19 protein-coding genes, 2 tRNA genes and 1 riboswitch are annotated in these 17,937 nt (G+C 54.3%); of the genes, 17 read left to right on the top strand and 4 right to left on the bottom strand.

Annotated elements, in window-relative coordinates:
- Positions 1-96 precede the first annotated feature (96 nt).
- From guaB to ACP26L_RS00115, 9 genes are all read left to right on the top strand, one after another.
- Positions 97-1,554 carry an IMP dehydrogenase gene (gene guaB / locus ACP26L_RS00075; protein WP_426450418.1) on the top strand — a complete coding sequence of 486 codons (1,458 nt, stop codon included), beginning with the start codon at positions 97-99 and terminating at the stop codon, positions 1,552-1,554.
- Positions 1,555-1,685: 131 nt separating this feature from the next.
- A complete protein-coding gene (locus ACP26L_RS00080) occupies positions 1,686-2,990 on the top strand; it encodes a D-alanyl-D-alanine carboxypeptidase family protein (RefSeq protein WP_426454759.1) in 1,305 nt (434 codons plus the stop codon).
- 118 nt (positions 2,991-3,108) lie between these two features.
- Positions 3,109-3,990, top strand: a complete 882-nt coding sequence (gene pdxS, locus ACP26L_RS00085; protein WP_426450419.1) for a pyridoxal 5'-phosphate synthase lyase subunit PdxS — start codon at positions 3,109-3,111, stop codon at positions 3,988-3,990.
- Positions 3,991-4,029: 39 nt separating this feature from the next.
- Positions 4,030-4,602 carry a pyridoxal 5'-phosphate synthase glutaminase subunit PdxT gene (gene pdxT, locus ACP26L_RS00090; RefSeq protein ID WP_426450420.1) on the top strand — a complete coding sequence of 191 codons (573 nt, stop codon included), beginning with the start codon at positions 4,030-4,032 and terminating at the stop codon, positions 4,600-4,602.
- An 11-nt stretch (positions 4,603-4,613) separates the two neighbouring features.
- The gene (gene serS / locus ACP26L_RS00095) at positions 4,614-5,894 is read left to right on the top strand and encodes a serine--tRNA ligase (protein WP_426450421.1); all 1,281 of its coding nucleotides are present in this window, start codon (positions 4,614-4,616) and stop codon (positions 5,892-5,894) included.
- Positions 5,895-5,941: 47 nt separating this feature from the next.
- Positions 5,942-6,031 (top strand) — tRNA-Ser (locus ACP26L_RS00100).
- 173 nt (positions 6,032-6,204) lie between these two features.
- Entirely contained in the window at positions 6,205-6,552 is a 348-nt protein-coding gene (locus ACP26L_RS00105; protein WP_426450423.1) for a hypothetical protein, read from the top strand.
- Between the two features lie 18 nt (positions 6,553-6,570).
- Positions 6,571-6,753, top strand: coding sequence for a hypothetical protein (locus tag ACP26L_RS00110; protein ID WP_013913837.1), 183 nt, complete (start codon positions 6,571-6,573; stop codon positions 6,751-6,753).
- Between the two features lie 25 nt (positions 6,754-6,778).
- Positions 6,779-6,922 (top strand): small acid-soluble spore protein P, encoded by a 144-nt coding sequence (locus ACP26L_RS00115; protein ID WP_426450424.1) that lies wholly within the window; start codon positions 6,779-6,781, stop codon positions 6,920-6,922.
- An 85-nt stretch (positions 6,923-7,007) separates the two neighbouring features.
- Here ACP26L_RS00115 and ACP26L_RS00120 read toward each other — a convergent pair whose 3' ends face one another.
- Positions 7,008-7,193, bottom strand: coding sequence for a hypothetical protein (locus ACP26L_RS00120; RefSeq protein ID WP_426450425.1), 186 nt, complete (start codon positions 7,191-7,193; stop codon positions 7,008-7,010).
- A 138-nt stretch (positions 7,194-7,331) separates the two neighbouring features.
- On the bottom strand, positions 7,332-9,662 hold the full coding sequence (helD, locus tag ACP26L_RS00125) for an RNA polymerase recycling motor HelD (protein ID WP_426450426.1): 2,331 nt from the start codon (positions 9,660-9,662) through the stop codon (positions 7,332-7,334).
- A 154-nt stretch (positions 9,663-9,816) separates the two neighbouring features.
- Here helD and map point away from each other — a divergent pair, with 154 nt between their 5' ends.
- Complete coding sequence (map, locus tag ACP26L_RS00130; RefSeq protein WP_426450428.1) at positions 9,817-10,560, top strand: type I methionyl aminopeptidase; 744 nt, start codon at positions 9,817-9,819, stop codon at positions 10,558-10,560.
- A 214-nt stretch (positions 10,561-10,774) separates the two neighbouring features.
- Here the strand turns inward: map and ACP26L_RS00135 are convergent.
- Positions 10,775-10,850 (bottom strand) — tRNA-Arg (locus tag ACP26L_RS00135).
- 181 nt (positions 10,851-11,031) lie between these two features.
- Between ACP26L_RS00135 and ACP26L_RS00140 the strand changes: the two genes are divergently transcribed.
- The 4 genes from ACP26L_RS00140 to ACP26L_RS00155 all read left to right on the top strand — a co-directional run bounded on the left by ACP26L_RS00140 (position 11,032) and on the right by ACP26L_RS00155 (position 13,996).
- A complete protein-coding gene (locus ACP26L_RS00140) occupies positions 11,032-11,556 on the top strand; it encodes an RNA polymerase sigma factor (protein WP_426454761.1) in 525 nt (174 codons plus the stop codon).
- A complete protein-coding gene (locus ACP26L_RS00145; protein ID WP_426450429.1) occupies positions 11,553-12,059 on the top strand; it encodes a zf-HC2 domain-containing protein in 507 nt (168 codons plus the stop codon). Before ACP26L_RS00140 ends, ACP26L_RS00145 begins: the two co-directional genes overlap by 4 nt.
- Positions 12,056-13,213 (top strand): hypothetical protein, encoded by a 1,158-nt coding sequence (locus ACP26L_RS00150; RefSeq protein WP_426450431.1) that lies wholly within the window; start codon positions 12,056-12,058, stop codon positions 13,211-13,213. The genes ACP26L_RS00145 and ACP26L_RS00150 overlap by 4 nt, the downstream gene beginning before the upstream one ends.
- 177 nt (positions 13,214-13,390) lie before the next feature.
- The gene (locus ACP26L_RS00155; RefSeq protein ID WP_426450432.1) at positions 13,391-13,996 is read left to right on the top strand and encodes a DedA family protein; all 606 of its coding nucleotides are present in this window, start codon (positions 13,391-13,393) and stop codon (positions 13,994-13,996) included.
- Between the two features lie 73 nt (positions 13,997-14,069).
- Here the strand turns inward: ACP26L_RS00155 and tadA are convergent, their stop codons facing one another.
- Positions 14,070-14,531, bottom strand: coding sequence for a tRNA adenosine(34) deaminase TadA (gene tadA, locus ACP26L_RS00160; RefSeq protein ID WP_426450433.1), 462 nt, complete (start codon positions 14,529-14,531; stop codon positions 14,070-14,072).
- A 341-nt stretch (positions 14,532-14,872) separates the two neighbouring features.
- Positions 14,873-14,960, top strand: a riboswitch (cyclic di-GMP riboswitch).
- A gap of 113 nt (positions 14,961-15,073) precedes the next feature.
- Here tadA and ACP26L_RS00165 point away from each other — a divergent pair.
- The 3 genes from ACP26L_RS00165 to ychF all read left to right on the top strand — a co-directional run bounded on the left by ACP26L_RS00165 (position 15,074) and on the right by ychF (position 17,915).
- Positions 15,074-15,784, top strand: coding sequence for a PilZ domain-containing protein (locus tag ACP26L_RS00165; RefSeq protein ID WP_426450434.1), 711 nt, complete (start codon positions 15,074-15,076; stop codon positions 15,782-15,784).
- 123 nt (positions 15,785-15,907) lie between these two features.
- On the top strand, positions 15,908-16,633 hold the full coding sequence (locus ACP26L_RS00170) for a peptidoglycan recognition protein family protein (protein WP_426450435.1): 726 nt from the start codon (positions 15,908-15,910) through the stop codon (positions 16,631-16,633).
- A gap of 181 nt (positions 16,634-16,814) precedes the next feature.
- Entirely contained in the window at positions 16,815-17,915 is a 1,101-nt protein-coding gene (gene ychF / locus ACP26L_RS00175; protein ID WP_426450437.1) for a redox-regulated ATPase YchF, read from the top strand.
- Positions 17,916-17,937: the final 22 nt, after the last annotated feature.

Raw genomic sequence — 17,937 nt, forward strand, 5'->3', positions numbered from 1 at the left:
CAGTTTAGGCTTGACACCAAAAATGGGCTTTTGATAAGATTGCAATAATACTTTTCGGGCTTTATATGAGGTATAACATGAAGGAGGATTATTTTTGTGTGGGAGACTAAGTTTGCCAAAGAAGGGCTAACATTTGACGACGTACTGCTGGTGCCCCGTAAATCGGATGTGTTCGGCAAAGAAATTGACATCTCAACGGAATTGACCAGTGCAATCAAGTTGAATATTCCCTTCCTCAGCTCGGCGATGGATACGGTGACGGAATCGGCTTTGGCGATTGCCATTGCAAGAGAAGGTGGCATCGGGATTATTCATAAGAATATGCCGATCGCCCAGCAAGCAGAAGAAGTGGACCGGGTTAAGCGTTCCGAGAGCGGCGTAATCACCAATCCTTTCTCCCTTACTCCTGAACATCACGTATATGATGCGGAAGAGCTTATGGCCAAGTATCGGATCTCCGGCGTACCGATTTGTGATGAGAACAACAAGCTCGTCGGCATCCTGACCAACCGTGACCTGCGTTTTGTACATGACTATTCGATCAAAATTAAAGAAGTCATGACCCGCGAACAGCTGGTCACTGCTCCTGTGGGAACTACGCTGCAGCAGGCTGAAGGGCTTCTGCAGAAGCACAAGATCGAGAAGCTGCCTTTGGTCGATGAGAACAATGTATTGAAAGGCCTTATCACCATTAAGGATATTGAGAAGGCGATTCAGTTCCCTAACTCAGCTAAAGATAAGCACGGACGCCTGCTGGCAGGTGCAGCGGTTGGTGTATCCAAAGATGTCATGGAGAGAACGGCAGCGCTGGTTGAAGCCGGTGTCGATCTCATCGTAGTGGATTCGGCGCACGGACACCACATCAATATTTTGAACACGGTTCGTAAGATTCGAGAACAGTATCCAAACCTGCCAATCTGTGCCGGGAACGTAGCGACAGGCGACGGGACAAGAGACCTGATCGAAGCCGGTGCTTCTATGGTCAAAGTAGGTATCGGTCCAGGCTCGATCTGTACGACCCGCGTTATTGCAGGCATTGGTGTTCCTCAGATTACTGCCATTTATGACTGTGCATCCGTAGCTCGCAGCTACAATGTACCGATCATTGCCGATGGCGGGATTAAGTACTCGGGTGATGTAGCGAAGGCGATCGCTGCCGGCGCAAGTGCCGTTATGATCGGCAGCCTCTTTGCAGGAACCGAAGAGAGCCCAGGCGAATCGGAGATTTACCAAGGCCGCCGCTTCAAAGTATACCGCGGCATGGGCTCCCTCGGCGCAATGAAAGAAGGCAGCAAAGACCGTTACTTCCAAGAGAACGAAAGCAAGCTGGTTCCGGAGGGCATCGAAGGCCGTGTGGCTTATAAAGGGCCTCTCGCAGACACATTGTATCAGCTTGTCGGCGGTCTTCGGTCGGGTATGGGGTACTGCGGCGCTCGGAACATTAAGGCGCTTATTAATGAAACGAGCTTCATTCGAATCACAGGTGCCGGTCTTCGTGAAAGCCATCCTCATGATGTGCAGATTACGAAAGAAGCACCAAACTACTCTCTGTAAGACGAATTCAAAAAGGCGGTGGCATTTAGCCCCGTCTTTTCTTTTTTGTAAAGGAAAAGTCGCTTATGGTACAATAACAAAGGCATCATGAAGAACATGGTATAAAATTTTTTTTATGGGAGTTGAGTTTGTTGTTTGTACGTGCAAAGCGAATTTGTTCCACATTAGCGGTAACGTTACTCTTACATACGACATTGGCAGCAGTTCAGCCTGCAGCGGTCCGGGCGGAGGAAGCTCCTCCGGCACAGGGTACAGAGCTTCAGCTCAATGCAAAATCGGCTGTGCTGATGGATGCGGCTACAGGCCAAATTTTATACCAATCCAATGCGGATGCGGCTTATCCGCCTGCAAGTATGGCAAAGATGATGACGGAGTATCTCGTAATGGAAGCCGTGGATGAGGGTAAGCTGAAGCTTGACGAAATGGTGACGGCTAGCCAATATGCAGCCGATGTCATTGGGTCCGGTCAACTGCTCGCAGCCAACGAACAGGCCACGGTAGACAACTTGTTCGCTGCCATGTCCATCTACTCCTCGAATGATGCATCTGTAGCTCTCGCTGAGCGTATTGCGGGAACGGAAGAAAAGTTTGCTCAGATGATGAATGATAAAGCGAAGGAGTTCGGGCTGTCGCCGCAGGCGCATTTTAATAACGCAACAGGGCTTTCGATCGCGGACCTCGGCAAATATGCGCCGAAGGACAATAAAGAAGAAACCATGCTGACCGCCAAGGATGCAGCCATTATTGCTTACCGTATCATTAAGGATCATAAAAAAGTATTGGAATATACGAAAACCTCCTCGCGCAAATTTCGTGAGAAAGATACGACTCCTATGATTAACTGGAACTGGATGCTCGAGGCCAATAAAGATAATGCTAACTTCAAGCGCTATGCCTATACGGGACTTGACGGGCTGAAGACCGGGCATACCAATGAGGCCGGTTACTGCTTTACAGGTACGGCTGAACGCAATGGTATGCGTCTGATCAGTGTAGTCATGGGGACGCCTACCGAGCCGAAGCGGTTCGAAGAGACCCGCAAGGTACTCGATTATGGCTTTAACAACTTTGAGGCCAAGCAGATTGCAGCAGCCGGGTCACCGATAAGTTCCATGCAGACTGTGAATATTAAAAAGGGTGTGGAGACCGAAGTACCGGTCGTCACTGAACAAGAAATGAAGCTCGTGGTCAAGAAGGGAACACCGGATGACCAGATCCAAGTCACGGGAGAGGCACTTTCTGATGAGAGCAAGCTGACGGCACCGATTCAGAAGGGCCAAGTCGTCGGTACAGCCAAGGTTACGTACAACGGCAGTGAACATGTCGTCAATCTGGTCGCGGCTCAGGATGTAGAGAAGGGAAGCTGGGTCCGCCTGTTCTTCCGAGCCATCAAAAACTTCTTCGTGGATACGATCAATGGGGCCAAAAAAGGATAAAACCGGGCTTCATGGGTTGTTTATTTGGAAGGGTTCATGTAGAATTATTGCTTAGTTAGTTTGTCCTATAATACCGGATCGTGGAAAAATTACGGATAGGTTTCAGGAGGAATCGGACATGGAAACAGGTACATCCCGCGTTAAAAAAGGTATGGCCGAAATGCAAAAAGGCGGCGTCATCATGGACGTCATGAACGCAGAACAGGCTCGTATTGCTGAAGCAGCAGGCGCCTCCGCCGTTATGGCGCTGGAACGCGTGCCTTCCGATATTCGCGCAGCCGGCGGCGTAGCCCGCATGGCTGACCCGACGGTAGTTGAAGAGGTAATGAAGGTTGTCTCCATCCCGGTTATGGCGAAAGCTCGTATCGGTCATTTTGTCGAAGCCAAGGTTCTCGAATCCATGGGTGTAGACTATATTGACGAGAGTGAAGTTCTTACCCCTGCGGACGAAGTGTTCCATATTAACAAACGTGAATTCACCGTTCCTTTTGTTTGCGGAGCAAGAGATCTGGGTGAAGCCCTGCGCCGTATTGGTGAAGGAGCTTCCATGCTTCGTACAAAGGGTGAACCGGGAACCGGTAATATTGTCGAAGCGGTTCGTCACATGCGTCTCATCAACGGCCAAATCCGCAAGATCCAGTCGCTCTCCAAAGACGAACTTATGGCGGAAGCGAAGAACCTTGGGGCTCCATATGAGCTGCTGCTGCAGGTTCATGAGTCCGGCCGTCTTCCGGTGGTCAACTTTGCAGCCGGCGGCGTAGCTACTCCTGCAGATGCTGCCCTGATGATGCACCTGGGTTCCGACGGCGTATTCGTAGGCTCCGGTATCTTCAAATCGGATAGCCCGGAGAAGTTCGCGAAGGCGATCGTAGAAGCAACTACGCACTACGATAACTATGAACTGATCGCGAAGGTGTCTAAGAACCTGGGTACACCGATGAAAGGAATCGAAATTTCCAAGCTGCATGTATCCGAGCGGATGCAGGAGCGCGGCTGGTAATTTACGATCCATGGCTTAGCGGGAAGAAGGTTGATAGCGATGAAGATTGGTGTTCTGGCGCTGCAGGGAGCTGTAGCCGAACATGTGAAAATGATTGAAAAAGCCGGTGCCGAAGGTGTTCCTGTCAAACGGACAGAACAGCTCGGTGAGATCGACGGCATTATCATACCCGGTGGGGAAAGCACAACCATCGGCAAACTGATGCGCACCTACGGATTCCTGGATGCCCTGCGTGATTTCTCACGTCAGGGCAAGCCGTTATTCGGGACCTGCGCGGGACTGATCGTGCTGGCGAAGGAGATTGAAGGCCAGGATGAGGCACACCTGAGCCTCATGGATATGAAAGTGGCCCGCAATGCCTTCGGCCGCCAGCGCGAGAGCTTCGAGACGGATCTCGATATCAAAGGCATCGATAAGGACGTACGGGCTGTGTTCATCCGCGCGCCGCTGATCAACAGTGTAGGCGAGGGCGTGGACGTGCTGTCAGAGTACAAAGGCCAAGTCGTTGCGGCCCGCCAGGGCCATCTGCTTGCAGCTTCTTTTCATCCGGAATTAACTGATGATGAGCGGATGCATGCCTATTTTCTAGACATGGTACGTGAGACGAGGTAGGAGGGATCTCCTTGTTAGATGTAAAATTGCTGCGCGGCGATCTCGATCGCGTGAAACAGGGGCTGTCGAACCGGGGGGCAAACCTCGAGGATCTGGACCGGTTCACGAGTCTTGATACGAATCGCAGGCAGCTGCTGCAGGAAGTGGAACAGCTGAAGAACCGCCGCAATGTGGTTTCTCAGGAGGTTGCACAGCTCAAGAAAGCGAAAGAAAATGCTGATCACCTTATCGAAGAGATGAAGGTGGTCGGAGACCGGATCAAGGCACTGGACGAAGAAATCCGCGTGCTGGAAGCGGATCTGGACAGCATCCTGATGTCCCTTCCAAACCTGCCGCAGGACAGCGTACCTGTAGGCTCTTCGGAAGAAGAGAATGTGGAGATTCGCCGGGTAGGCGACGTGCCGGCGTTCGGTTTCGAACCGAAGCCGCACTGGGAAGTGGCCCAGGCTCTCGACATTCTTGACTTCGAACGTGCCGGCAAGGTAACCGGTTCCCGCTTCGTGTTCTATAAGGGACTTGGAGCGCGGCTGGAACGGGCACTGATCAACTTCATGATGGATCTGCATGCAGACCAGCATGGGTACGAAGAGATGCTTCCGCCGCAGATCGTCAACCGCGACAGCTTAACCGGTACCGGCCAGCTGCCAAAGTTTGCCGAAGACGTATTCAAGCTGGAGGGTACGGATTATTTCCTGATCCCTACGGCGGAAGTGCCTGTAACCAACTATCATCGCGATGATATCTTGTCGGCGGAAGACCTGCCGAAGTATTTTGTCGCTTTCAGCGCCTGCTTCCGGTCTGAGGCAGGTTCGGCCGGCCGCGATACGCGGGGACTGATCCGTCAGCATCAATTCAACAAGATTGAGCTGGTAAAGCTTACCCTGCCGGAACAATCGATTGATGAGCTCGAGAAATTGACCGCAGACGCAGAGAAGGTACTCCAGCTGCTGGGGCTGCCTTACCGGGTGCTGTCGCTCTGTACGGGCGATATCGGCTTCTCGTCATCCAAGACGTACGATCTCGAGGTATGGCTGCCGAACAGCAATACGTATCGTGAGATTTCGTCCTGCAGCAACTTTGAGGACTTCCAGGCCCGCCGCGCGAATATCCGTTTCCGCCGCGATCTGAAAGCCAAACCGGAATTCGTTCATACCCTGAACGGTTCGGGGCTGGCCCTCGGCCGGACAGTCGCTGCAATCCTCGAAAATTACCAGCAGGAAGACGGCAGCGTCCTGATTCCTGAGGTGCTTCAGCCTTATATGGGCGGCGTGACCAAGATCAGCAAAAAGTAGGCCTTGAAATTGCTTTTCCAGGTGTGATACAATGCTTCTTGTCACCCGGAGAGGTGGTCGAGTGGTTTAAGGCAGCGGTCTTGAAAACCGCCGTATCCGTGAGGGTACCGTGGGTTCGAATCCCACCCTCTCCGCCATATACATAAATAACGACCCTAGCGGTCGTTTTTTTTGTTTTTACCCTCTTTTTTTGGCCCTCTCTCTAAGTGGGTACTGTACTGCCCCTTAGGACTGGCTTTATTTTGAGCAGGGAACCGGGTATAGGGACCTCTGTGCCTTCACATGTTATAGGGTGTGGAGGTGGTACAAGATGAGCAACAAAGATAAACTGCAAGTGGATTCTCAGCGCCTGGCTGAAGCTTGGCAAAACACACTGCCGCGGGTGCTCGATGAATCGGACCGTGCCGAGGTGAAAGCAGATGAAGCTGAACCGAACGCTCTGCGTGTTCGCATCTCTACAGCGGGCCGGACCATGTACAATTTTGACTTCAAGTGTACGTATGTGGATTCCCGCGAAGTGAAAGTAGAGCTGGTCGATGTGGAACGCGGCGGCGGTTCGGTGGATGAACGCACGACGATCATCCAGACGCTCGTAGACGACTATGTAAGACATCTTCACGAGTGTGCCCAGCAGCTGCATGCTTTAACGCACAGCTAAGCCGGAGGAGGGTATCTTATGACCAAGAACAAAAGCGGTGTAGACAAAAACCTGCAGAACGTTGTGGAAGATCTGGAGGTTCGTCCGGTGAACAGTCATCAGGCGCAGCAGATTCAGCAGCAGACAAATGATCATCGTCACCAGGATTCCCTGAACCATGATAAAGAGCCGCATGCCTTCACCCTGACCGATAAGGACTAATACCGTTCCAGAGGAGGAAACCGAAATGCCAAAGGATATTCCGCAGCCGGTAAACCCGCCGACCGGCCAAGAGAATCAGCGTGAACAGCGCCAGCGTACAGGGCCTAAGCCGGGATCGAAGCGGATCAAGAACGAAAACCACAGCCGTCACAATAACGGGGAAGGCTGATCCGTTCTTACTTGTTTTCATACATGAAAAAGCAGCCTCTTACGAAGAGTAAGAGGCTGCTGGCTTTATATGACTTTATTCGAATTTACGAATTTCCTTTTTCTACAACATGGAAACATTCATTAAGCATCCATTGAGCCATTTCTTCGTTATCCGTATATCCGTATAACAAGGCCCCGCCGGCTACAGCATCGCAAACTTCATCAAGCATGGTGCAAATGGAAATGGAAAAATCGTCGTAAATGATGTAGTAGCAAGATTCTGCCGGCATTATGGTTTCCACCTCGATTTTGAATTATCCTCATTTTACCACGAAGAAAAGAAAAAGAGAACCGTTTTTGCGCAGTTCTCTTTATATTTTTTTCGCAAATGCGCAAGATGAATTGCGCTTCTTTAAGGTAAGCTGCTGTTAATCGAGCAGTGGAGATACATCGCCGACCGAAAAGACGGTTAGTTGGTGCATGGCACGAGTACAAGCAGTGTACAGCAGCTTGCGCTCATTCTCTTGACTGTAGCGCTCCCGGGATGCGTTATACACAATAACGGCGTCGAATTCCAGCCCCTTGGCCAAGTAAGCCGGGAGGACGAGCACCCCCTCGGGGAAGATGCGGGTCTCCTTGGTGATGAGCTCCGTCTGAAGGAAAGGAGACAGCGCAGCGCTTGCGGATTGGGCTTCGACCGCCGTCTTGCAGATCACGGCAATCGAATGCTGCCCGTTCTTCCGCAGCCCGTCAATCTCGCTTACGAGCAAGTGCTGCAGCTCCTCTATATCCTGAGCCTGAACGATCCGGGGATCATCCCCGCTGCGGTTAAAGGGCTCGACCGGTTCTCCTCTAGGCAGAATGTTCAGCGTAAACTCAACGATGTTGCGTGTCGACCGGTAGCTTCGCACCAGACGGATGAGTTCGACCTGATCTCTCCCGTATAGATCATAGATCACCCCGTACCCCTTATCGGCCGTGTCGCCGCCTCCATGCGTATGCGCGTAGATCGCCTGGTTGAAATCTCCGAGCAGGGTCATGCGAGCACGGGGGAACAGTCTTCGCAGGAAGGCGAGTTGGAATGCCGAGTAATCCTGCGCCTCGTCGATCAGCACATGGCGTACCGCATTGTACGAATGGAAGCCTTCCAGAAGTCCCGTCAGGTACAGCAGGGGCGTGGCATCCTCATAAGGCAGCTGCCCCGCTTCCATGCGCTCCAAGGTCCACTGGCGCACGTCATCCCACCCTGCAGGAAGCAGCCGGCTCATATCATCGGCGGTCAGGGCATTCTGGGATAGCATCTGCTTATACAGCAAGGAGCCTGAGACGAAACGTAGGGCCTTGATCCGGCTGCGCAGGCTCTTGAACCTCTCGTGGACGACGAATTTGGCCAAGAGCAGCGCTTCCTGCTGTGCGTCGTCAAATGCTACCTCCCGGTCGCCTGCCTGCTTTTGAAGGGCATTGTGGGCCCTCTGGTAGTCGTCTTTGTCGAGCAGCTCGATCTCTTTTTTGACCCACGATTTCCTGCGCTCCTGCTTAGCCAGATCTTTCAATTCCTTCAGCAGCCATTCCTTCAGAAGATGGAGCTTGTTGCTGAGCTTCAGTGCGGGATCCAGCCGGTAAAATTCTTCGGCCATCCGCTCTCCGCTGATCAGTACCCGGCCGCGGAAGAGGAGGTCCTGAAAGAGCATGCCTTCCTTCTCCAGCCGCTTTGCGTACTTCTCGATCACCTCGATATAAGCACGCGACGATTTGAACCGGATGCTGGCGGTACGCAGCTCATACATGCTGTCCTCCGGCGAGAGGCTGAGCAGGGTTTCGATCTGGTCATACGCATCCTCCACTTCAAACTGGCGGGATAGACGCAGGCGCAGATATTCCTGATAGGTGGTCTGCTGCATATTGGCTTCGCCAAGCTCAGGGAGGACGGAGGCGACATAGCTGTTGAAGAGGGCGTTCGGAGAGAACAGCACCATATTGTCGGCATGCAGCGTCTGTCGGTGTTTGTACATCAGATAGGCGACCCGCTGCAGAGCTACGGAGGTTTTGCCGCTCCCCGCGGCACCCTGGACGATCAATACCGGATGGGTGTCATCCCGGATAATCCGGTTCTGTTCGCTCTGGATGGTGGCCACAATGCTCTTCATCCGGTCATCCGCATGCCCACCGAGAATCTCCTGCAGCACCTCATCTCCGATGGTGACGCCTGTATCGAAGAGCGCCTTGAGCTCGCCGCCGCGGATCATATACTGCCGCTTGAGCTCCAGTCGGCCGTCGATTGTGCCCACGGGGGTCTTGTAGCTCGCCGGCCCCGGGGGATAGTCGTAGAAGAGGGAGGAGACCGGCGCGCGCCAGTCGTAGACCCAGTATGTCTGCGTCTCTTCATCCAGGACGGAGCCGATGCCGATGTAGATCGGTTGGGTATCGTCCGTTCCTTCTTCCGTAAAGTCTATCCTGCCGAAATAAGGGGAATTGTACATACGCAGAAGCCGGTAGCGGTTGTCTTCCGCATGCTGAAGGCTGCGTTCCTGGCCGCCCAGCATCATGGACTGCTGGGTGATCGCCGCATACGTTTCCATGATGTCGTCGCGGTTCGAGAGGTTAACGGAGATATCGCTCCAAAAGTCCTTACGCGCCTCCGCTACGGTGGTAAGGCGTTCCTCCGACAAGGCTTCCGTCCGTTTAATCTCCTCCTGGATCCGTTCCAATACGAGACCAAGCCTTTCCTTCTCTTGCTGCCAAACAGGATCTTGTGTCAAAGTCCGGCACCTCCTTATGCTGCTGAGCCGATTCCAAAAATTCAGTGTGGATCATCTTACCACATGGGAAGTTTTTGAAGCAACTGCGTACAATAGAGTACAATCAGTGTGACAACGGCCCGAGCGGCCTTGGAAAAGCTAGGAGTGAAAAGCCATGATTATCCTTAAAACACCCGAAGAAATCGCTAAAATGCGCGAGGCGGGACAGATCTTAGCCGCCTGCCACAGGGAGATCGCCAAGATGGTTCGTCCGGGCATCTCTACCTTGGAAATCAACGATTTTGCCGAAGCCTTCATCGTCAAACACGGAGCGAGCCAAGTAACCAAGGGCTTCAAGGGCTTCCCTGCAGCTACCTGTGCCTCGGTCAATGATGTCATAGCCCATGGCTTCCCGAGCAAGGAGCCGCTGGTGAACGGAGATATCGTCAAGATCGATATCGTCTGCTGCTATAACGGCTGGATGGCCGACACCTGTGAGACGTATGCGGTCGGGACCATTTCCCCGGAAGCCGAGAAGCTGGTCTGCGTGACCAAGGAATGCCTGAATCTCGGGATCTCCAAAGCCTTGATCGGCAACCGCATCGGAGACGTCGTCAGCGCCATTCAGAAGCATGCCGAAGGTAACGGCTTCTCCGTCGTACGCGATCTGGTCGCCCACGGGATCGGCCGCAATATGCATGAGGAGCCTTCCTTCCCGCACGCCGGCAAGCCCGGACGGGGCTTCCGCCTGGAAGAAGGCATGGTATTCACGATCGAACCGATGGTGAATGCGGGCAAGCACGAGATGTTCATCGACTTTGACGGGTGGACGGCCCGGACGATGGACGGCAGCCTCTCCGCGCAGTTCGAACACACGGTGGCCATCACAAAAGACGGTCCGCTTGTCCTTACGCAATGAAAGAAAAGAGCCTGCGGCACGAAGGAATTCGTGGATGCGGGCTCTTTTTGCCATGGTGTCGGTATGTACTTTGGTTTGAATGTGCATGGGTTTCATCATCCATCGGGTAGTGTACCGCGGGGAAAGATCCTTTATACCCACCAGCTTATCGCTGAGAAAAAAAAGCCCTAAAGGGCCTGAATTCAAGGGTCATTATGCTGTGCCGTGATGTAGATGGCGTCCCCAAGAGGACTCGAACCACTATCTGTCCTTTAGGAGAGGACTGCTCTATCCTGTTGAGCTATGGGGACGCGTTATCCTAACCAAGGGTTATTATATCACACCGCCGCACGGGAGAAAAGCGAACACCCGGCCTCCGCGGGCAGGAAAAATTTCTTGCGGCCGCTGCAGTGAAGAGAGGCATGGCGGTCGTCTATTGCTTGTGGAGAAGGGAGGGGGAGACCGATTACCGAAGAAGCATGGATAGCCCGGATCGTAGGTGGGGACCGGGAAGCGTTCCGCGAGCTCGTGGAGCGGTACGGAACCGACTTGTACAAGGCCGTCTACTCGGTGCTGCATTCAGCCGGGGATGCCGAGGATGTGACGCAGGAAGTACTGCTGAAGATCTACAGCTCCCTCCCCCAGTACCGGCACGGCGGATTGAAAACATGGCTGACGCGCATAGCCGTACACAAGGCCATTGACTATAAACGCTCGAAAGACCGCAAGAGGGAGCAGCTAACCGAGGAATGGGAAGCCATTGGCGCGGCTGCTCGACCCTCAGGCAGCCCCGTGGAAGAAAAGGTGCTGCACAGGGACCGCCGGGAGCGGGTAAGGGAGAATCTCGAGCGGCTGCCGGGGGCGTACCGGGATGTGGTCGTGGCCTTTTATCTCGAGGACAAGAGCTACCAACAGATTGCCGACGAGCAGCAGGTGGCGGTCAAAACGGTGGAGTCCAAGCTTTACCGGGCCAAGCAGTATATGCGCAAAGCATGGAGGGAGGAAGATCTGGAATGAACCATATGCCGAGGGAAACATGGCTTGCCTACGTCCGGGGCGTGCTCACTCCGGAAGAAAGAGACGGATGTGACACTCACCTGGCAGAGGACTGTGCTACCTGTTTCGAGATCTACTTGGAAGCGCTGGAAGAGCTGGCCGAAGTGCTGCCGCAGCCGGATACCGCATCGCTGCAGGCATCGGTCATGAAGCAGTGGGACATCGAACATCGCTCTGCTGCGTTCCCCCCTGCGAGGCAGACCGGAATCCACCTTCACCCGCGGTCTTGGTTCCAGCATCCGCTGCTGCATTACGGGGTGGCCGCCGCCATTACGATGCTCCTGATGGGCACGGGTACATTTCAGTTCTTGATGGGCAGCGTTTCAGCGGCTGTGGATCCGGATCATCCGGACCTTGCCCGGCCGGCAGCCGAAACGGAACCTTATTCCGTAAGATGGATGGAAAAAACAGTCGGCCTGCTGGATCGGATCGAGTCCAAACGAGAAAGAGAGGATAACCGATGAACTCAACGAAACATCCGATGGTGGCTCTGCTGCTGTCGTTCATTCCGGGACTTGGCCACCTGTATAGGGGCAGAGTCATCAAAGGAATGACCTATGGGGTATTATTTTTCGGACTGGCGCTGTTTTCCTTCTTATCCGCTGTGATATTCAGGGAGATGAAATTGGGCGTACTCCTGTGCGTGATGGGGATAATAGTGGGCCTCATTAACCTGGTGGACATGATCGTGTCTCTTCTGGCCTCACCCCATCCGAGACCGCCCTATTCGTATCCGGGTCCCGTATCCCGCGAAGAAGAGGCGCAAGCCAAGCAAGGAATTCATTACGAAAGACAACCCCATGCATCCGATGTATATCCGCCTGCAGCGACGAACGACCGTTATTTTACCGTGTTCCTGTCATTCATTCCGGGGCTGGGGCACTTTCATCTCGGTCTGATGCAGCGGGGCCTGGCCTTCATGGCGGTATTCTTCGGCTTCATCGTCATGACACTGTTCCTCGCGGCATTAACCGGTCAGGACGATTTCTTCGTCTTCCTGGGGGTTCTCCCCATCGTCTGGCTCTACGGCATGTTCGACTGCGTACAGCTCCTGAAGCGCCGGGAAGCCGGTGAACCGCTGCCGGACCGGACGTTCTTCGAGGACTTTCAGGAGTGGCGGGGCGGCGGACGGAAGAACCGGACGCTTGCGGCGATTCTCTCCGTCTTCCCGGGAGCGGGCCATATGTATCTCGGCCTGCAGAAGAGGGGCTTCCAGCTCATGGCAGGGTTTCTGCTCGCGGTCTACATCCTGGATGTGCTGCGGCTCTCTCTCTTCATGTTCCTGATCCCCCTGCTGTGGTTCTTCAGCTTCTTCGATGCCCTGCAGCATATCTCCAGATGGGAGAGGGAAGAGCTCCGGGATATCCCGGTCGTCGAGTGGCTGCTGCACTATCAGCGCTGGGTTGGCTTCGGTCTTCTCGGCCTCGGTGTTTATTATTTGTTCGATCAAGTGCTGCTGCAGCTGCTCGATCTGTGGGTCACTTCTGAGATACAGAGGAGAATCATCTACTGGTTCGAACGGTATTTCCAGACGTTCGTCATTTCGGTCCTGCTCATCGGCGGAGGCATCCGGCTCCTGTTCGGCAGCCGTAATCCCAATCAGGGCAGGCGCATATGACGGGATAGAACAATGGAGTAGGATTAGGTATGCACAGGCCGTGGCTCACATAACATTGAGACTCTAGTAAAAGCCGTTCCCCACAGGGAACGGTTCTTCGGCGTTTAGAGGAAGGGTTCTCCGGGAAATCTGGATAGAGTACCGGGCCGGGAGCTTCCCTCTGCCCTTGATAAGGAGATGAGAAACGTGACGATTGATACGCTGCTGTCTTACATCCACCAGTTCGGATACCTCGCGCTGTTCTTCGCCCTGTGGCTCGGCATCGTAGGGATGCCCATTCCGGATGAGGTGGTGGTGATGACCGGAGGCATGGTGGGCGCGCTGCATCTACTGAAGCCGCTGCCCGCTTTCGTGATTACCTATGTGGGCGTCGTCTCGGGACTAACTCTCGGTTATGTGCTGGGCCGGGTCATGGGGCATCCGGTTCTGGAGCGTCTTCGGCAGAAGAAGAGCATGGAGCCCTATATCGAAAGATCGTATGCTATGCTGGGGCGTTACGGATCGGGTACGCTGGTATTCAGCTATTTTCTCCCGGTGGTCCGGCATCTGGTTCCCTACCTGGTCGGCATCAACGGCATGCCCTACCGGACGTATGCACTTTACTCTTACTCTACGGGATTCTTGTGGACGCTGGGTTACTTCATGCTCGGATATTACTTCGGGGATTCGATCGACGTGATCTCCCGCACGGTCACCAAGTATGGATGGTACGTGCTTGCGCTGCTGGTGGCCGGAGGGCTGGCTATGCTCTGGCTTCGGCCTCTGCGCCAGAAGGCCAGATAGAGCACAAAGGGAAGGACAAGCGCCTTGTCCTTCCCCACGTCACCTTATGCTTGCTTCTTAACTGACAGCCCGGCTACTTCTTTGCCCGCAGCCTGCGGAAGAAATCGGTCAGCATCGAGCCGCATTCTTCTTGAAGAATCCCGCTGACAACGTCAACCCGGTGATTGAACCGTTCCTCCTGCAGCAGGTTCATTAGTGTGCCGGCACATCCCGCCTTGGGATCCTGCGTACCGTAGACCACCTGAACGATCCGCGACTGGACGATCGCCCCCGCACACATGGGACAGGGCTCGAGGGTAACATAAAGACGGCAGTTCAGCAGCCGCCAGGCATCCAGATGCTCGCTTGCCTCGCGGATGGCGATGAGCTCCGCATGGGCCAAGGGGTCCTTATCCGTCTCCCGCCGGTTATAGCCGCGCCCGATAATCTCGCCTTCCCGGACGATAACCGCCCCGATCGGCACCTCCCGTATCGCTTCGGCTTTGCGTGCTTCTTCGATCGCGGCACGCATGAAGCGTACGTGTTCTTCCTCCATAGCTGCAAACCTCTCATTTCTGCTGATGTGGACAGGGTGACGGCAGAAGTTATTCTTTGTCAACACGCTGTGGATAAAATTGTGGATAATCCGATCCGTTTCCCAGTCCATTGTAGAAAAAAGTGCATGATAGAGCAAGTTCTATCCCTATTGCCCAACTTGTCCACAGACCCTTAACAGTGTGAATAACTAATATCGTTTATACACATGTGAATAAATGGCGGCGGATAGGATCAAAAAAACACTTGAAGAATCGGGTTCTCATACCTATAATGAAGAGTAATGATAGGTATATGTGCCTAAAAACTGATGCTAAGTGACTAGGAATTTCATAAGAATCATTCGCTTCACGGCAAACCTGTCGAAAGGCAGGGACGCAAAGCTTAGGGTCTACGGTCCTGCAGGGACTATGACAGCCTGGCCGCCGAATGGACTCACGAACCCCCCGGCGGATCCCTCTTTGCGAATGGAGTCGGCCTTTTTGGCTTGGCCGATCCCCTACATCCCAGAAAACACATAACCATGCGAGAGGTGGCAACCCCATGATGAAGATGGCTGCAGCAAGATCATCTTACAGCCTTACAGACGAGACGTACCACAGCCCCAGCGGCATCCTGCTTCACAGCCGGACGGTCGTAGAGAAGGCAAGCTTCGTTTCTACCGGTATTCTGACCTATGCGGAAGGCGATATTCTGGAGATCGAAATGTCGGAGTATAAAGTGTTCGAACTCGGAGACACCGTCAAGCTGACCGTCTATTCCCCGGGCGGTATTTATATCTTTGAATCGACAGTAGTAGCTAAAGACCACGGTGCTCTGATCATTATCAACCCGCCGCAGAACCGGAATTTGTTTGCCGAGAAGCGGGAGAACCCCCGGATTACTGTGAAGGAAGACGGACGTGTGCTTTCGGTACAGATGGCGGACGGCAGCGACCGGCTGCTTGAAGACAAGATCGATCTCAGTGTGCACAATGTCAGTGTAAGCGGGATTGGGTTTACCATCCGCGAAGATCTTCGTATCGGCAGGGGAGCTGTAGTGCACCTGCATTTGGATCTCGGCGTCGAAATGGCGTGCCGCGCGGAAATCGCTCGTACCGAGAGAACCGAGAACGGAGAGTTTTATTTTGGAGCCCAGTTCATCGATCTGGCCAAGGATAAAGCAAACTCGCTTCGTGCTTATGTTCTGAAAAAGCAGGTCGAAACGCATTTTCGCACGAAGCGGGAAGAGACGGCAAAGCGGGTCTTTAAATAGGCCTAAGCCGGGCAGAGAAGACAGCCGAATCACCTATAACCAGGACAGCCAGACGTATGCGCCGCGTACCGTCCACCTCTTTGCAGCATATGCTGTATGATAGAAGAAGAGGTGGTGAGGATCGTGGCTTTTTTGATGAAGTACGAGATCATTCCACGCTACTTGACGGGACCCAGCCAGAGAAGGCCTAAGCTTCCCTTATCCGGCTGCCGCTTCATGGTGGCCCATGATACGGGAAATCCGAGCTCAACCGCGGCGGCGAACGTGGCGTATTACGAAAGGACACGCAATGATATGGCGTCCTCCGCCCATTTGTTCGTCGATGACAAGCAGATTATCGAATGCATACCCCTGCTGACAGGCACGGCGGAAAAGGCGTATCACGTGCTCTATAACGTGACGACCGATAATGCGCGGTATGGCACCGATGCCAACGATACGGCCGGTGCGGTGGAGTTGTGCTACGGCGGAAGCATCAATCTGTCGGAATCGTACAAAAGGTACGTATGGGTTTTCGCTTATGCCTGTAACCGGTATGGTCTGAATCCGCTGACGGACATCACCGGGCACTACATCCTGGACCCGGCACGGCGCAGCGACCCGCAGACGCCTCTGCGGCAGCTCGGCAAATCGTTCGCGAACTTCGTACAGGATGTGGCCGACGAGCTCAAGGCCTGCACGATCGTTACGCCCCCGAAGCCCGAGGTGCTGATCGCGCCGGAGGACGCGAACAAGCTGATCGGCTTCCTGTCGGCGATCTACTACGCCTCGCAGGATGAGGAGAGCCGGACCGAGGCGAACCGGCTGGCCAACGAGCTGCGCCGGGTCTCGGGGCAGCCGGAACAATAAGATGAAGGGCGCTCCTGACAGGCGAATGCCCGCAGCAGGCTGGACTCCGTGCGCGGCGGGGGCCGGCTTTTTTACATAAGCCCGGTTCCAAAAAGTGTAACTGCGTGACAAACTGGCTAATAATAAGCTATAATAGAATGTCAGAATCTAAGCGGAATACCGGATAGGAGTTGTCCTTGATATGGCTTTGAAAGCAGGAATCGTCGGGCTGCCGAACGTAGGGAAGTCCACGTTGTTTAATGCGATAACACAAGCTGGGGCAGAATCAGCGAACTACCCGTTTTGTACTATAGATCCGAACGTCGGCGTAGTGGAAGTGCCGGACGAGCGTCTCGAAGGCCTTGCGAAGATCGTGACGCCGAACCGCATCGTGCCGACTGCATTTGAATTCATCGATATTGCCGGTATCGTCAAGGGGGCGAGCAAGGGCGAAGGCCTTGGCAACAAGTTCCTCTCGCATATCCGCGAAGTCGACGCGATCGTGCATGTCGTCCGCTGCTTCCAGGACGAGAACATCACGCACGTCTCCGGCAAGGTTGATCCGATCAGCGACATCGAGACGATCAATCTCGAGCTCATCCTCGCCGACGTAGACTCCGTTGACCGGAAGATCGAGCGCTCCCGCAAGAACCTGAAGGGCGGCGACAAGAAGGTGGCCCAGGAAGTCGAGACGCTCGAGAAAGTCAAAGAAGCGCTCTACAACGACAAGCCGGCCCGCAGCCTCGACCTCACCGATGAAGAGAAGCTGCTGATCCGCGACCTGCACCTGCTCACGATGAAGCCGGTCCTCTATGCGGCGAACGTCAGCGAGGCGGAAGTAGCGAACAGCGACGGCAACCCGTACGTTCAGCAGGTGCGCGAATATGCGGCCGCCGAGAATGCGGAGGTCGTGCCGATCTCGGCCAAAGTAGAGTCCGAGATTGCGGAGCTCGAAGGCGAAGACAAGGCGATGTTCCTCGAGGAGCTCGGCCTGCAGGAATCCGGCCTCGGCCGTCTGATCAAAGCGGCCTATAAGCTGCTCGGTCTGTATACGTACTTCACGGCCGGCGTACAGGAAGTGCGCGCCTGGACGATCCGCAAGGGGATGAAGGCTCCTCAAGCGGCAGGCGTGATCCATACGGACTTCGAACGCGGATTTATCCGTGCGGAAGTGGTCGGCTACGAAGATTTGACGAATTCCGGCTCCATGAATGCGGCGAAGGAAAAAGGGCTGCTGCGCCTCGAAGGCAAAGAGTACGTGGTGCAGGACGGCGACGTCATGCATTTCCGTTTCAACGTATAGCGGGGCCCGCGGCAGCCGGACT

The sequence above is a fragment of the Paenibacillus sp. S-38 genome (genome assembly GCF_049942825.1).
Lineage (GTDB): Bacteria > Bacillota > Bacilli > Paenibacillales > NBRC-103111 > Paenibacillus_G.

Excerpts from the sequence above, each read along its gene's own strand:
- map (WP_426450428.1), top strand. The coding sequence starts at position 9,817 with ATGATTATCCTTAAAACACCCGAAGAAATCGCTAAAATGCGCGAGGCG.
- ACP26L_RS00145 (WP_426450429.1), top strand. The coding sequence starts at position 11,553 with ATGAACCATATGCCGAGGGAAACATGGCTTGCCTACGTCCGGGGCGTG.
- ACP26L_RS00110 (WP_013913837.1), top strand. The coding sequence starts at position 6,571 with ATGACCAAGAACAAAAGCGGTGTAGACAAAAACCTGCAGAACGTTGTG.
- ACP26L_RS00150 (WP_426450431.1), top strand. The coding sequence starts at position 12,056 with ATGAACTCAACGAAACATCCGATGGTGGCTCTGCTGCTGTCGTTCATT.
- ACP26L_RS00105 (WP_426450423.1), top strand. The coding sequence starts at position 6,205 with ATGAGCAACAAAGATAAACTGCAAGTGGATTCTCAGCGCCTGGCTGAA.
- pdxS (WP_426450419.1), top strand. The coding sequence starts at position 3,109 with ATGGAAACAGGTACATCCCGCGTTAAAAAAGGTATGGCCGAAATGCAA.
- ACP26L_RS00165 (WP_426450434.1), top strand. The coding sequence starts at position 15,074 with ATGATGAAGATGGCTGCAGCAAGATCATCTTACAGCCTTACAGACGAG.
- pdxT (WP_426450420.1), top strand. The coding sequence starts at position 4,030 with ATGAAGATTGGTGTTCTGGCGCTGCAGGGAGCTGTAGCCGAACATGTG.
- ACP26L_RS00120 (WP_426450425.1), bottom strand. The coding sequence starts at position 7,193 with ATGCCGGCAGAATCTTGCTACTACATCATTTACGACGATTTTTCCATT.
- ychF (WP_426450437.1), top strand. The coding sequence starts at position 16,815 with ATGGCTTTGAAAGCAGGAATCGTCGGGCTGCCGAACGTAGGGAAGTCC.
- ACP26L_RS00115 (WP_426450424.1), top strand. The coding sequence starts at position 6,779 with ATGCCAAAGGATATTCCGCAGCCGGTAAACCCGCCGACCGGCCAAGAG.
- ACP26L_RS00155 (WP_426450432.1), top strand. The coding sequence starts at position 13,391 with ATGAGAAACGTGACGATTGATACGCTGCTGTCTTACATCCACCAGTTC.
- tadA (WP_426450433.1), bottom strand. The coding sequence starts at position 14,531 with ATGGAGGAAGAACACGTACGCTTCATGCGTGCCGCGATCGAAGAAGCA.